The sequence below is a fragment of the Marinobacter goseongensis genome, from assembly GCF_023156235.1.
In the GTDB taxonomy this organism is placed as follows: domain Bacteria; phylum Pseudomonadota; class Gammaproteobacteria; order Pseudomonadales; family Oleiphilaceae; genus Marinobacter; species Marinobacter goseongensis.
In genome coordinates this window covers 240,830-255,488 of record NZ_JAKZAI010000002.1, presented here as the reverse complement: position 1 = coordinate 255,488, position 14,659 = coordinate 240,830, and the positions used below count along the sequence as shown (strand labels likewise).

General features: G+C 56.4%; 12 protein-coding genes. 6 read left to right on the top strand and 6 right to left on the bottom strand.

The annotated features are described in order from the left end of the window. Nucleotides 1–2: 2 nt before the first annotated feature. The 3 genes from MLC70_RS01785 to MLC70_RS01775 all read right to left on the bottom strand — a co-directional run bounded on the left by MLC70_RS01785 (nt 3) and on the right by MLC70_RS01775 (nt 3,340). Nucleotides 3–677, bottom strand: coding sequence for a FadR/GntR family transcriptional regulator (locus MLC70_RS01785; RefSeq protein ID WP_248181250.1), 675 nt, complete (start codon nt 675–677; stop codon nt 3–5). Between the two features lie 100 nt (nt 678–777). Continuing rightward, nucleotides 778–2,265: a flavin-containing monooxygenase gene (locus MLC70_RS01780; RefSeq protein ID WP_248181249.1), complete on the bottom strand. Its 1,488-nt coding sequence runs from the start codon at nt 2,263–2,265 to the stop codon at nt 778–780. Nucleotides 2,266–2,371: 106 nt separating this feature from the next. Further along, entirely contained in the window at nt 2,372–3,340 is a 969-nt protein-coding gene (locus tag MLC70_RS01775) for a beta-ketoacyl-ACP synthase III (RefSeq protein WP_248181304.1), read from the bottom strand. 170 nt (nt 3,341–3,510) lie between these two features. Here MLC70_RS01775 and MLC70_RS01770 point away from each other — a divergent pair, with 170 nt between their 5' ends. Continuing rightward, a complete protein-coding gene (locus tag MLC70_RS01770; RefSeq protein ID WP_248181248.1) occupies nt 3,511–3,765 on the top strand; it encodes an HP1242/YdcH family protein in 255 nt (84 codons plus the stop codon). 323 nt (nt 3,766–4,088) lie between these two features. Here MLC70_RS01770 and MLC70_RS01765 read toward each other — a convergent pair whose 3' ends face one another. Then, nucleotides 4,089–4,907, bottom strand: a complete 819-nt coding sequence (locus tag MLC70_RS01765; RefSeq protein ID WP_248181247.1) for a peptidoglycan-binding domain-containing protein — start codon at nt 4,905–4,907, stop codon at nt 4,089–4,091. Nucleotides 4,908–5,111: 204 nt separating this feature from the next. Here MLC70_RS01765 and MLC70_RS01760 point away from each other — a divergent pair, with 204 nt between their 5' ends. Next, a complete protein-coding gene (locus MLC70_RS01760) occupies nt 5,112–5,480 on the top strand; it encodes a hypothetical protein (RefSeq protein ID WP_248181246.1) in 369 nt (122 codons plus the stop codon). A 60-nt stretch (nt 5,481–5,540) separates the two neighbouring features. Here MLC70_RS01760 and MLC70_RS01755 read toward each other — a convergent pair whose 3' ends face one another. Continuing rightward, nucleotides 5,541–7,037, bottom strand: a complete 1,497-nt coding sequence (locus tag MLC70_RS01755; protein ID WP_248181244.1) for an FAD-binding domain-containing protein — start codon at nt 7,035–7,037, stop codon at nt 5,541–5,543. A gap of 156 nt (nt 7,038–7,193) precedes the next feature. Here MLC70_RS01755 and MLC70_RS01750 point away from each other — a divergent pair, with 156 nt between their 5' ends. Together MLC70_RS01750 and MLC70_RS01745 are read left to right on the top strand one after the other, a co-directional pair. After that, nucleotides 7,194–9,119: a methyl-accepting chemotaxis protein gene (locus MLC70_RS01750; RefSeq protein WP_248181243.1), complete on the top strand. Its 1,926-nt coding sequence runs from the start codon at nt 7,194–7,196 to the stop codon at nt 9,117–9,119. A gap of 124 nt (nt 9,120–9,243) precedes the next feature. Next, nucleotides 9,244–10,710, top strand: coding sequence for a malate:quinone oxidoreductase (locus tag MLC70_RS01745; protein WP_248181242.1), 1,467 nt, complete (start codon nt 9,244–9,246; stop codon nt 10,708–10,710). A gap of 13 nt (nt 10,711–10,723) precedes the next feature. Here the strand turns inward: MLC70_RS01745 and MLC70_RS01740 are convergent, their stop codons facing one another. Further along, nucleotides 10,724–11,926, bottom strand: a complete 1,203-nt coding sequence (locus tag MLC70_RS01740) for an alginate export family protein (RefSeq protein WP_248181241.1) — start codon at nt 11,924–11,926, stop codon at nt 10,724–10,726. 476 nt (nt 11,927–12,402) lie between these two features. On the opposite strand from MLC70_RS01740, the gene MLC70_RS01735 reads away from it, so the two are divergent. After that, a complete protein-coding gene (locus tag MLC70_RS01735) occupies nt 12,403–12,813 on the top strand; it encodes an ACT domain-containing protein (RefSeq protein ID WP_248181240.1) in 411 nt (136 codons plus the stop codon). Beyond that, a complete protein-coding gene (locus MLC70_RS01730) occupies nt 12,791–14,497 on the top strand; it encodes a protein adenylyltransferase SelO (RefSeq protein ID WP_282448235.1) in 1,707 nt (568 codons plus the stop codon). Before MLC70_RS01735 ends, MLC70_RS01730 begins: the two co-directional genes overlap by 23 nt. Nucleotides 14,498–14,659: the final 162 nt, after the last annotated feature.

Sequence of the window (14,659 nt, the reverse complement as noted above, 5' to 3'; positions counted from 1 at the left end):
CGTCAGTCTCTGCCCAGCGCATCAAGGCTGGGTTTAAGCAGAGCCTTGGCCAGAGTTTGAGCGCGCTCCTCATCCCGGCGACGAATCGCAGCCAGCAGCAATTCATGATCCTCCTGAGAGGGTTCCGGCAAGTCGGGTTCTGTTTCGGTGCATTCTATGGTGCTGGACACCCCGGGCGAGAAATAGTCATACAGCTCGGTGAGGGCAGGGTTGTGGGCAGCGGCCACCAGGGCCCGGTGAAAAGCCTGATCATGACGAATGCGGGCGAGAACGTCCGTGCCGGCTTTGGCGCGGGCATCCAGTGCCAGGGCCATGAGTATCAGATCTTCATCTGTCCGGCGCCGTGCTGCCAATCGGGAGGCCTCGGTTTCCAGCATGATGCGCACTTCAAGCTGGTCGCCCAGATGTGATCGTGCGATGCGCCGGAGAGTTTCCCCGGCATCCCGTGTGGCTCTTACATAGGTGCCGTCACCCTGGCGGGTCTCAAGCATGCCGACGTGCACCAATACCCGTACAGCTTCCCGCACCGTGTTACGGCTGACGCCAAGGGCTGATGATAGCTCGGCTTCGACCGGCAGGCGGGTACCCATGGGCCACTGGCCCTGCTCGATAGCGGTGCGCAGGCTGGCAATCGCGGTTTCCACGAGAGAGCCCTTCTTGATCGGTGAAAGTGTCATGTTTATCATCCTGCTAACGGATGACCCAATCATCCTACGAATATACATAAAACTCAACTCCCGGCCGACGGCGGGGAGTTGGAGGTAAGCCGATGTGTGCTCAGGTCGCCTGGGCAGGGCTCAGAAACTGATAGTCGTTGGTATCCACACGCCGTGTCGAAAGATGGTAGTTGAAGGTGAATCCGGGCCAGTTAACCGTATTTTTCCCGTTTTCATCCAGGTACCAGGACGAGCAGCCGGAGGCCCAGACACTGCCCTCGAGGCCCGACTGAATGGCACTGCTGAAGGCTTTCTGGCGCTCGGGCAGCACATCCATGGCCGCGCCCGGGTATTTCTCCAGCGCCTCCAGGCATCCCATGACATAGCGCACCTGTGATTCCAGCATGTACACAATGGAGTTATGAGCCAGGTTGGTGTTCGGACCATACAGAATGAACAGATTGGGGAAGCCGTTCACCGAGATGCCCTTGTACGCCTCGGCGCCTTCCGCCCAGGCTTCGTTCAGGGTGACACCCTGGCGACCGGTAATCGTCATGGGCGCAAGGAATTCGGACGCCGCGAACCCGGTGCCCAGAATAATGGCATCCACGTCATGGTGCTTGCCGTCTTTGGTGACCACACCGTTTTCATCGATACGATCGATGGACTCCGTGACCAGATCCACGTGAGGCTGATTGATGGCAGGGTACCAGTCGTTTGAGATCAGGATGCGCTTACAGCCGATCTGGTAATCCGGAATGATGTGCTTGAGTTTTTCAGGGTCGGTAACCTGCTTACGGGCTTCATTCCGGGCCTGGCGGGCGAACAACTCCAGCAAACCACTGAATTTGGTGAATGCCAGCCCGCGGCTCTCGTTTTTCCAGTAGATCAGATAGCGGTACACCCGGTCCCAGGCGGGCACGGATTTGAACAGGGCTTGTTCCCACGCCTTGAACGGTCTGTCCGGCTTAGGCAGTACCCAGGCAGCAGAGCGCTGAAAGAGGCTCAGAGATTGCACCTTTTTAGTGATCTCCGGAACAAACTGGATGGCGCTGGCGCCGGTACCGATCACCGCCACTGTCTTGCCGGTAAGGTCCACGCTGTGATCCCAACGCGCCGAATGAAAAAGTATGCCCGTGAAATCGTCCATGCCTTTGATGGACGGGTAGGCGGGTTGATTCAGCTGGCCGGTGGCGGTCACAACCACATCGGCGATCAGTGGCTCGCCATCCCGGATGGCCACGGTCCATTGGTTGCCGGCCTCGTCGAACTCGGCACCGGTAACTTCATGATGGAAGCGGATGTGGGACGCCAGCGCGTACTTTTCGACGCAACGCTCCATATATCCAAGAATTTCTTCCTGCAGACCGAATTTGCGTGACCAGTCGTGCTTTGGCTCAAAGGAGTAGGAATAGAAATGCGACTGCACATCGCAGGCGGCGCCCGGGTAGGTGTTGTCCCGCCAGGTACCGCCCACATTGCCCGCTTTCTCAAGCAGGATGAAATCATGGTAGCCGGCTTTCTTAAGCTGGATGGCCATGCACAGACCGCCAAAGCCGGTACCGATGATAATCACCGAGGGTTTGCGTCCGGTTGCCTTGTTTGTCATCGCCTGAATCCTGTTTGTTGTTATCACTGCATTGAATTCAGTGAGTATATAGTGCCAGGCAGACTTCAGGGATGGCTAATGTGTGCAAACCGGATAGTCAGAACGATCAATAGCGGAGCAGAGCGGAGCCCCAGGTGAAGCCACCACCGAAGGCTTCCAGCAGCACCACTTCGTTCTTCTGGATGCGACCATCACGCACCGCCGCATCCAGGGCGAGGGGGATTGAGGCCGCAGAGGTGTTGCCGTGCTTGTTGACCGTGACCACCACCTGTTCCATGGACATGTTCAGCTTTTTGGCGGTGGCGGCGATGATTCGCAGATTGGCCTGGTGGGGCACAAGCCAGTCAATGTCGGATTTTTTCATCTGATTGGCAGCCAGTGTCTCATCCACGATCTTACCCAGTGTGTTCACCGCCACCTTGAACACCTCACTGCCTTTCATCTCGACAAAGCCCAGGCCGGCTTTAACCTGTGCGTAGTTGCTGCCAACACCGCAGGGCACATGCAAGAGTTTCTCGTAGCGGCCGTCAGCGTGAATGTGGGTCGAAAGTATGCCGGTTTCTTCACTGGCCTCCAGCACCACCGCGCCGGCACCATCACCAAACAGCACGCAGGTGCCGCGATCTTGCCAGTCGATGATGCGTGAGAATACTTCGGCGCCAATCACCAGGGCTTTTTTACTGCTACCGGTTTTGATGAACTTGTCCGCCACGGACAGCGCGTAGACAAAGCCGCTGCACACAGCCTGAATGTCGAAGGCAGGGCACCCATGGATGCCAAGACGGGCCTGGAGAATGCAGGCTGAACTGGGGAAGATCTTGTCTGGGGTCGAGGTGGCGAACACGATCAGATCGATCTCCTGCGCATCGATGCCCGCGGCGTTTATGGCGTTACGTGCCGCCTGCTCGGCGAGATCGACGGTGCTCTGGTTATCCAGCGCAATGTGCCGTTGCTCGATGCCGCTGCGCTCCCGAATCCACTCATCCGAGGTATCCACCATTTTTTCAAGGTCTTTGTTGGTAACGACATTGTCTGGCAGATAGGAGCCGGTGCCGGTAATGCGTGCAAAGGTCATGCGTGAGTATCCCAGGGCGTATCGGATTTGACGTCTGACCATGCTATACCCATGGACTCCTGGTCGTTATTAGCGATTTGTCAAAGACCCGCGTAATGCGGCAGGCTGATCTATGATGAACAGAGGGGCGATGTCAGGCCTCTGACATTCGGCAGAGAGGAGACCGGCACATGGGTATTTCCAAACACGAGCTTCACGCAGAATTCCCGCAGTACAGTGGGCTTATCGACGAACTTAAAGCTAAAGATGTGAAATTTCAGGAGCAGTTAAAGCAGTATTCATCTCTGGATCAGGAAATCGTAGGTTTGGAGCTCAGAGATTCGCCCATCGGAGACGACAAACTCCACCGAATGAAACAGAAAAGGGCGCAACTGAAAGACGATATCTATCAGGCGCTGACTCGCCAGTCGGGCGTGTCCGGTTAAGCAAAAAAACACTTATTTCCGAGTAAAGTAACAGCGGAGTAGTGGTTTCCAAGTATTTGTGGGCACGACGTTTATCAATAATATAGGTAACTATCTTAAACCGGAGACGGTTTTCCCTTTCGATTACCTGAGTGTGGATAAGCGCGATGAAAAAAGCGGCTTCGTTGTACAAGGGGTGGAGAATGAAGCGTAACTTTCTTCACCTGGTCATGACCATGGACCCGCGCCTGTTGCAAGACGTGGGCTACCCGCCGGAAGTGGTGGAAACCCGTTTGAAAACGCCGTTCTGGAAATTCTGCTGAGCCACCGGAACGGCGCTTTCCTTACACCAGCCAGCCAAACAGAAAGTCGAATAACGAACTGAAGAAGCCACCACCGCTCTGGACACGGGGCTGTTGCTGGTCACTGTGCGTTTTCGTGGGCGCGGGACCTGCCGCCTCAGTGCTCTCCGTCTCGGCATTCTCAGTCTCGACACTCTCCGGAACCTCGGCGTCAGCCACTTCAAGCTCTGTCGAGGTTGTGCTCACAACAAATTGTTCCTCCTCATTTTGTTCTTTTTTCCTGATGTCAGTTTCTGCGACTACGGGTTTCTCTGCGGGCACTGTTTCTAGCGCGGGCTCTGCGCGGGGTGCCGTGGCTTTCGGCGGAGCTGTTGTCGGCTGTGCCGCCGCAACCGGTTCCGGGGCAGGTTCCGGTGTTGATTGTGGCGCGGGTTCCGGGGCGCGCTCCGGCGCCGGTTCAGACCGAGCAACCGGTTGCGCTGCGGGCCGGGACGGCTCGGGACTCTGCAGCCTTAGCGCGGCCAGCGCCTGAGCCTGTCGCGAGACCGCGTTGCTGGCAATTACCCGCGGCGAGGGGGCGCGAATTCCCAGAGCATCAAGCGTTGGGGTGTCGAGGTTGCCGGACACGGTCAGCTCGTCTGTGTCGGCCTGATACTGGCGTATGGCACGGCGCAGGGTGTCGTCTATCCATCCGTCCGCTCGCCCAATGTCATATCCGGCACCGTAGAGGGCATTCTCTGCCGAGAAGATGGTCTCCAGCGGGCCACTGGCCATCGCTGCTGGTGTCCAGTGTGCAGCAGCGCAGACCAGAGCCGCCGGTATGTGCATCCGACAAACTCGGTAAAACCGTGAGCGTTGCATGGCCAGATCCCTCCGTGGCGATTCAGTTCATTTACATGCTGTAACGTGAACGGTGAAAATATCACCAATTGATGCCGGGTCCTTTGACACAGTTATCATCCCTGGATTTACCTGGCCATTTGCGCGAAGTCTTTCTTTTCGGGAGCAATCAGTGCTAAATCTGATATTCGGTGATAAGGCCATTGGCCGTTTTTGGAGTCGGTTATGAGAAAAGCTTTTCCCGGTGTGTTTTTAATTGGACTGACCGTAAGCATGACAGGCTGCTCCACAAGTCAGTCAACGGACGCGTCGAGTGCACGGACTTTGTCATCGGGTGCTCAGGGACAGTTCGACTGCGCTGATCGCAACGACAACAGATTCATTGACCAGACCGAGCTGATCTATCTGCGTCAATGCGGCGTTGGTGAAAACCTCAAGTGTGAGGGGGTGCCTGAAACAGCAACCGGACGCCCGCCTGCTTCAGACTTTGAGTTGGGGCTTAGAATGCTGCAAGTGTCCGATGTCGACCGGGATGATCGGATCAGTAAACTCGAGTTCCGGGCACATTGCAGCAGTGTGGGTCAGACGGAATAACCAGTTATGGTCGGAGCTAAAAATCGTGTTGTTTAGACTGAACACTTTATCTCGCTGTGTTCAAAGCAATCCCATTTGCCTTGAGTGCGTCTCGGTTCCGACGGGACCCGGGTCTGGAAAGCCGTTTTTGAGGGCATGAATCCGACTCTTGGCGGATTTCGCGGTCAACTTGCAGTCGACCACCGGTGCCGGATAGGGACCAAGTCCGACGTCATCCGCTTTCTGCGAATGGCAGCCCGCTGTCCTGGAAACGTCGTGGATTTCTCCGTCGTTCAACTCGCAGAGTTCCGGCACCCAGCGACGAATAAACTGCCCCTGAGGGTCATGATCGAGAGCCTGTTTCATGGGGTCATAGACCATCAGCGCCTGGAAATCTGAGGTGCCGGAGACAATCTGGTGAATGACATGGTGAACACCCGGCTCATAATCGAGGAACTCGGTGGCGAGAAACTGTGCGACCCGGCGGGTTGGGAGCCATAAATTCATCGTCGCGAAGGACACCAGTGTTGCTCTGAGCCGCATATTGATCCAGCCACATTCACGCAAGCACCGTATAGCGGCGTCGATAAAGGGTATGCCGGTAAGGCCGGTTGACCAGGCCTGGAAAAGGCCCTCATCGAATTCCGCTTCGCGGACGCCGTCAAACTGAGGCAGCATGCATCGGGTTTCCACGTGGGGGTGAGACTCGAAAACCTGAAGGTATTGCCTTCGCCAATTCAGGCGCTCAAGGAAAAATCGGGCCCGATCCTGCAGACGACCAAACTCCGGTGCCGTCAGATTGCTGTGACCGACGGAGATGACGCCATCCACCGCCTGAAAGATCTCCCGATCCGACACGATGCCATAGGCAAGGTAGGTCGATAGCCGTGAACACCCGTCCCAAGCCGTGTTGGGGCTGGAGATTCGGGCTGGATACCGGCTCAGATTCCGGACATTGAAAAACTGACTGAGAATATTCTGAGCGGCCCGGCGCCCTCCGCGCTGTCGCCCGGGCTTGTCGGCGCCCATGGCCAGGGGAATGTCGTTGATGTTGCAGGTTGCAAACGGTAAAGGAGCAAATCGTTGTGAAAGATCCGCCCCTGTGGGGTCTTTCAGAGACATCTGGATGGAGCGCGAAAAGTACTCGGCAAACGGGCAGGGCGCCTGGTTGCCGCGGGCAACCCCATTTTGCTCGACCTCCATCATTTCAACCGCGTTTTCCCGGCACCAGGCCCGGGCTGCGCTGTCCCGCTGGTATTGAGCATTCTGGGTGGTTTCGCGGTGTGTCCAGATTCGAGTGATTGGACTGCACCGGTGAATTCTCTCCAGTACGGATACCGTTTCGCCAATGGCTTGCAACAACTGGCCACCCAGAGCTTCAAGTTCTTCAGAAAGCTCTGCCAGCGTTTCAGAGATGAACATCTGGTGTTGACGGGACACATCCGGCTGGGCAATCAGGCCGGGCTCGTGAATATAGAGCGGTAGCACCCTCCCGTGAGATCGGGACGCCTTCATACTCAGAAAAAAGGGTTCTGAATCTCGCAATCGAAGATTGCGTTTGAGCCAGAAAATTTGCATGCGATTGCTCCCGGTATTCCAAGTGTACGGAGGGGGCCCGTTTTAGTTCATGCCCTCAACTGAACCCGTCGATTATTTTGCAATCATTTCCTTCATGTATTCCGGATTGTGCCGATAACCTCAGTACGATCATTCCACCACCCCTGGGGATACGATGTGACTATTCGAAATCTTTTCATTACTGCGGTTTCAATCCTGCTCGTTATGATCATGATGATCGCCAGCGCCTTCATTGCGTGGGAAACACGAACCGTCATCAAGACGGACGTTGTCGACCAGAAAAACGAAATGAAAAATGATGTGCTGAGAATTCTGGGCATTACCGACCAGCTGATGGCGGAACGGGTGAAAAGCTCGCTGAACCTGATAACCGAGCGCGGCGCGCAGCTCGGGTCGCCCCGGATTGACGGCAGCGAACCGGTCGCCGGCACCGTGACACCGGCGCTGTTCCTGGGTAATACACTGATCAACAACAACTACGATCTTGTGGATGGCGTTACCGCCATCATGGGGGGAACCGCCACATTGTTCGTGAAAGATGGGTCGGACTTTGTTCGCGTGTCGACCAATGTTAAAAAACAGGATGGCTCACGGGCCACCGGCACCAAGCTCAACCTCAATGGTGCCGCCGGTAAGGCCATTTTGCGTGGTGAGGACTACTTCGGGCAGGTCGAGATTCTCGGCAACCCGTATCTGACCGCGTATCGGCCCATGCGGAACCGGGCCAATGAGGTGGTGGGAATCTGGTATGTGGGCTATTCCGCGGACTTGTCGGAGCTGAGCAGTGCCATCGCCTCCGCGCGCCTGCTGGACAACGGCTTCGTAGGACTGGTGGACGATCAGGGCAGACTGCGCATGCACTCTGATGTGTATGAGACGGACCAGATCGCGGAGATCCTGGAGAACAAACCCGAAGACTGGCAGCTCGAAAAGACCGAATTCGAACCCTGGGGCTACGGTGTCGTTACCGGTTACGCCAACAATGAAGTGTCGGATATGGTCTGGGCACAAGGCCTGCGAGCGGTGTTCCTGATTACGGTGGCGGGCGTTGTCATGATCGTATGTCTTGCGCTGTTGATTCAATTTGTCATCGCCGAGCCGCTGCGGAAAATGAATGATGCCATCAACGACATCGCTGAAGGGGAGGGGGATCTCACCGCCCGTTTCAATTCCACCAGTGCCAACGAACTCGGCACCATGGCCAATGGCTTTGACAAGCTGATGAATCGGCTGCAAAGCACGATTTCGGATACCAAGGCGTCCACGGCCACCTTGTCGGAGTCGTCCGCCAATCTCAAAACCATCGCTTCCGAATCAGAGTCGGTGGTGGTCCGTCAGACCACGCAAACAGAGCAGGTGGCGGCCGCGATGAACGAGATGAGTGCAACGGCCCAGAGTGTTGCCGAAAGCGCCTCCCGGGCCGAGGAGCTGGCGAAAGCCGCAGACGATGCGGCCGAGAACGGACAATCGCTGATCGAACAGACCACCCAGACCATCGCCAAACAGCTTGCCAACCGCGAGCGCTCAGTGAACTCCAGTACGTCACTCAAGAATGCGTCCGACAGCATTGGCAGTATTTTGTCGGTGATCGAGAACATTTCCGAGCAGACTAATCTGCTGGCGTTGAATGCGGCGATCGAGGCCGCCAGAGCGGGCGAGCATGGCCGCGGGTTTGCGGTGGTTTCAGAGGAGGTGCGCAAACTGGCAAGCCGGACTCAGGATTCGGTCAAGGAAATCCAGGATCAGATTCAGTTTCTGCAGGAAGGGGTCCAAAGCGTAACGGCTGTCATCAACGATGGCAGCAGGCTCGCTGAGGAGGCCAGCGGCACCATTCGCGAGACCGGAATGGCCATCAACGAGTTGCGTGAGAGTGTCCGTTCGATTCGCGACACCAATATTGAGATGGCCAGTGCGGCAGAGCAGCAGAGCCAGGTGTCAGAGGACATCAACCAGAGGTTGGAAACGATTCGGCAGATGGCGGCTGTCAGCGATGAAAACGCAGCATCAACCAACAAGGCGGCAGAAAACGTGAGATCCGTGGTCGAACAGTTAAAGGTGCAACTCGACCACTACAGAACCTGAACGACCGTGCTACCCCGATTGCCCGCATCGGGGTATTTTCCGCGCAGGCCGCCTGCGTGGTACCTTACAGACTCATATTGGCATCAAGTCACTTCAGAAGATCAGACACTGGCGGGCATTTTTTATGAATGTAACCATCATCGGCGCGGGGATCATGGGCACCACATTTGCCATATTGGCAAAAGAAATGGCCCCCCAACTGGACATCACCATCCTTGAGCGACTGGGCAGCGCCGGAGCGGGGAACTCGTGGGCTTTCAATAACGCAGGCACCGGGCATGAAGCGAACTGCGAGCTGAATTACACGCCGGTGGATGAGGAAGTCATTTCGGTCGAGAAAGCGCTGAAGATTCACGCCCAGTTCAATGTCGCCAAGCAGTTCTGGACGTACTTGCTGGCGAAGGGGGCCATCAAGGACCCGAAAACGTTCATCAATCAAACCAAGCACTGCACCATTGTGTCCGAATCCGCTATCGAAGAACTGCGATTGCGCTTCAAGGAAATGTCGGCGCACCATTTTTTCGAGCATATGCAGTACTCCGAGGACTTTGACCAGATCAAATCCTGGATTCCCTTCACGATGCAGGATCGCCCCCGCCACGAAAAAATGGCCGCAACGGTCATCGAGACCGGCACCGATGTGAATTTCGGGGCGCTCACTGAACAGATGGCGGCCCATGCCGAGAAAGACCTGGGGGTCGTTTTCGAGTACAACACACACGTAAAACGTGTTCACCGAAGCCCGACGGGGCGCTGGGTTGTTGAGGCCGAAAGCGGCGGAGTTGCGGTTCAGCACCGGGCGGATTTGCTCTTCGTGGGTGCCGGCGGTGGTGCATTTCCGCTGCTGAAGAAAAGCCATTTGCCCTTCCGCAACCGGTTTGCCGGTTTCCCGGTGGGTGGCCGTTTCCTGCAGGCCCCGATCAGCGAAGAACAGGCGGCGGATTACCGCGCGAAAACCTATGGCAAAGCGAAAGTGGGCGCGCCTCCCATGTCGGTGCCGCATCTGGACCTGCGGGTGGTGGATGGCAAGCATTACCTGCTTTTCGGGCCTTTCGCGTCGTTCAAGCCGGTTCTCGAGAGAGGTCGCGGTGTGCTGGATTACGTACGCTCGATCCGGTTACACGATATTCCGGGCATGGTGAACGTGGCGCTGGAGCATTTCCCCCTGGTCAAGTATCTGGTGTCAGAGACGTTCAAAGGCAAACAGAGCATGTTTGATGAGCTGGAGAACTTCGCCCCCGGATTGAGCACAAAGTTCGACTGGGCGCCGATCGAGGCCGGCCAGCGTGTACAAATTATCAAAGACGGGGACCTCCAGATGGGTACGGAAATCCTCGTTTCTACCGACAAAACCTACGGCACATTGCTGGGGGCGTCGCCGGGCGCCTCGGTGTCGCCGGAGGTCATGCTGCGGTGCCTTGAACAGATGTTGCCGGCGGTGTGCGCTTCAGACGTCGCACAGGCAAAGAGAAAAGAGATCTTCCCGGAGGACGATCTTGAAACGCTGGCGCAGAACCCGGATCGGTATCGGGAGATTCGTGATTCGGTCAACCAGCGTCTTGGAATCGAGGGGACCAAGCGCAACACCTGACCCCCCGAAAGTGTCAGAAGGTTGCGCCCAGGGTGAGCCACAACTTGTCGGTATCCACTTTACCCGCCGCGCTGTCGCCGGCGGCGTAGGTGGCGTATTTGATGCCGGCGGCGTAATGCGTCGCAAAACTGCGGTTGTAGGCCAGGTTCCATTCATCACCAAGGTCGTCAACCGCCGCTGACGACTCGTCAGCGCTGTAATCGTGATAGGCCATCGCCCATTTTCCCCCGGCGAGTGGTCCGCTGACCGTCAGTGAGGCATCCTGCAGCCCCACAACCGGTGTAGCGAGAAACTGGTCAGCCCAGCCGTTGTGGGCGTGCAGGGTGGCCAGAGGTGTGGAGAACCCGTAGGCGCCATCGTCTGAACCTAGAACTTCATAGGCCAGGGCAACGGTAACACCCTGAATGCCAACGCCGGCTTCAACCTTGTAGTAATCTGCATCAAAATCGCTAGCGGCAGCTTCCGATTCCTGGGTGGCGTATTCCAGCGCGTAAATCAGGTCGACGTCGCTCACACCGTATTTTCCGGCGTAGCGCAGGCCGTAGGTGTCCAGGGAGTTATCCGCACCTTCATCCACTTCCAGCAAATACGCATAGCCGCTCAGTTTGCCCAGAGGGGTCTGGTAGCCCAGATTCAGCAAATGATCCTTGCTGTTCAGGTCGCCCGACTCCGCAAAAATGCGATTGCGTTGATTCAGGAAGGCGTAATCCACGCTAAGGTCCGAGGCTGGGGCGTAGCTCAGACGCAGTGCATCAAACGTTTGTCGATCCTGCCTCCACCCAACGTGCCCCACGAAGCGTTGGTTGTCGAATGTGATGACCTGGCGACCGAGTTTGGCGGTTACATCATGCCGGGTGTACTGGAGATAGGCCTGATCCACTTCCGTTGTTTCAGGGTCTGCGATAACTGAATAGTCGGGGTTTTTTCCCAGGGTATTGTTGTAATCATCCAGTCCGGCAACGGTTCGTGAGTCCTCAAACTCCAAAAGTCCTGAGAGACCGTGATAGGCGCCGGTTTTGTAACCCAGGCGGGTCCGAACGGTGAGTGCGTCGGCGTCTTTGAGCGCGTTATCCTGCTCGACAGACTCATAACGCAGACGAATATCACCGGAAACGATGCCACTGCTCAGTGCATCGTGAAAGTTCTGATCCTCCGCCGTAACGGTCGTTGACAGCAGGAGAGTGCCGCCCAGCAGCCACACAGAGTGCTTTTTCATGATTATTCCTCGTTGTCCATAAGGTCTTTGGGATGAAATTGTGGTCGCCGAGCGGTAAAGACCTATCCGCGCTGTGCCGGGGTCTGATTTTTCTTATAGGCATAAAAAAACGCCCATCGATCGGACGTTACTCCAATCGATGAGCGCCTTTGCTCTGTATGACCAGTTCGCCGTAAAAAGGGTTTCCTTCAACGGCAGTTAGGTGACAGCAGTTTTCGCGCCAATCTATTGATTCTGTTCCTAACCTACTGAATATGATGAGATATGCGATTAGGCGGGTAGCGGTCGCTCAGGCATTGATGCGCCGGTTGAGCACACGAAGTCGGTTCACCCGCTCACCTGTGCACCGTTAAGGATCATTGTCGAAGAGACTGTATCCGTCGAGCCATCGGCTGCTTGGTATTGTGGGCATGAAGAGTTAGTTTGATTTGCTGTATGCTTTCCGTAACACCATTCGGCTAAAAGGGTAGTTAGCGATGAACCGAACGCAGTTTCTTCAGGATTTGATCACACAGCTCTCGCCAAGACTGGATTCGACAACTTACGTCTACTGCACAGTGCCACGGGCACAGTACGGAGAGCTGGATAAGCTGAAGCCGATTGTCAGCATCGCCGAACTGGAGGGCCTGACCCTCGTGATTCCGCTGGAACAGGCCAAAGCCGAGGGCCTTGATTACTACAGAATTTTCCGCCGCATCACGCTCGAGGGCCACTCCAGTCTTGAAGCCCTGGGGCTGACCTCCGTGGTGACCAGCCTGCTTGCCGAGCGAGGCATTACCACCAACGTCATTGCGGGGTTTTATCACGACCATATTTTCGTGCCCAGCGATCGAACTGATGAGGCCATGGAGGCATTGAAGGATCTTGCTAGCAAACCCAACGGTTAACACGGTCGCGACCCTCGACGATCTCGCAACCTTGGCAGACTATTCCCTCGTGGACACGCTCAACCGCGATCCTGAGGGAAAAGCTGACGGAGCTGACCACGAGCCACGACAGGTCTTCTCGGGGCACTATGTGCCGGTCAATCCCACGCCCATCGGAAACCCAGAATACGTCGCGCACGGGACACATCTGTTTCGCGAACTGGGTTTCGCCGACGCCATGGCGCGGTCCAGCGACTTCGTCCGTATGTTCTCCGGTGACTTGTCCCGGCTTCCGGAGCCCCTGCGCAACGTCGGGTGGGCGTGCGGCTACGCACTGTCCATCTACGGCAACGAATTTTACCGGCAATGCCCGTTCCAGACCGGCAATGGTTACGGCGACGGTCGCGCTATTTCGGTGTTGGAGGCGGTCGCCAACGGGCAACGTTGGGAAATGCAGTTGAAAGGGGCAGGGCGCACACCCTATTGCCGGGGTGGAGACGGACGGGCCGTTCTGCGGTCCAGTGTCAGAGAGTTCCTGGCTCAGGAGCACATGCACGCGCTCGGTGTGCCCACCTCAAGGTCTCTGAGCCTGTATGTGTCGAAAACCGAAACCGTCAGGCGTCCATGGTATTCAGAGGGCTCACGCTCAATAGATCCCGATATCCTTGTCTCCGATCCCGTTGCCATTTCTACGCGTGTGGCACCGTCGTTCATCCGGGTAGGGCAGCTTGAGCTCTTTGGTCGTCGTGCCCGCAAGCTGGAACATCCGCAGGCGATGGAGGAGCTCGAGAAGATTGTCCTGCACCTGATCGATCGTGAGTACGGTGGCGTTATCGATCCGTCACTGACTACCGCCGAGAAAGTGGTGCTGCTGGCACGTGAGTTCCGCAGTCGGCTGACGTCGCTGGTGGCGAACTGGATCCGGGTTGGCTACTGCCAGGGAAATTTCAACAGCGACAACTGCGCGGCGGGTGGTTTTACGCTCGATTATGGGCCCTTCGGATTCTGCGATGTGTTTGATCCGCACTACCAACCCTGGACGGGTGGAGGTCATCATTATGCATTCCTCAATCAACCAGCCGCGGCCGAACGCAACTTCCACTCGTTTTGTTCGGCGCTCCGGCCATTAGTGGTAGAGCACCCGGAGTGTCTGCGGCAGCTGGAGGATATTGAGAGTGAATTCCCTCAGGTGATGCAGGCGCAGATGGAGAAAATGTGGGCGGCCAAGCTCGGGCTTGATGCGTTCGATGCGGATTTGTTCCGCGAGTTGGCAACGCTGATGATGCAAACGCGTGTGGATTACACCATGTTCTTCCGGGAACTCTCGCACTTACCAGATAACGTTGAGCCACTCAGGAAGAGCTTCTACGAGGGCATGACCCATGCTTCGGACCCCGAAGGTCTGGGCAAGCGCTGGGCGGCATGGCTCTCAAATTGGCAGTCGCGCACGCGACCTGGCTCTCGTGAGGCGCTTTCCAATCAGATGAAGCTTGCTAACCCGAAGTTCAGCCTGAGGGAGTGGTTCGTTGTGCCGGCCTATCAGCAAGCGGCCTCGGGTGACTACGCATTACTGCGAGAACTGCAGAATGTGATGACGCAGCCTTACGATGAGCAATCGGAGGACATTAAGAAGAAATACTACAGGTCAAAGCCCCCGGAGCTCTTTGACATGGGCGGGTCGTCGCACTACAGCTGTTCGTCGTGATGAGGCCGGTCTAAAGCCCTCACAGAACTGCGCATAATGTATATTATGTTAAATAGGATATTTGGAACTCAAGACATACGACTCGGCAGCTGCCGCAAATGCCACGTTACAGTGGCATCCCCGATAACCCCCACTCTAACTCTTCGATGAAAAAACCGACCC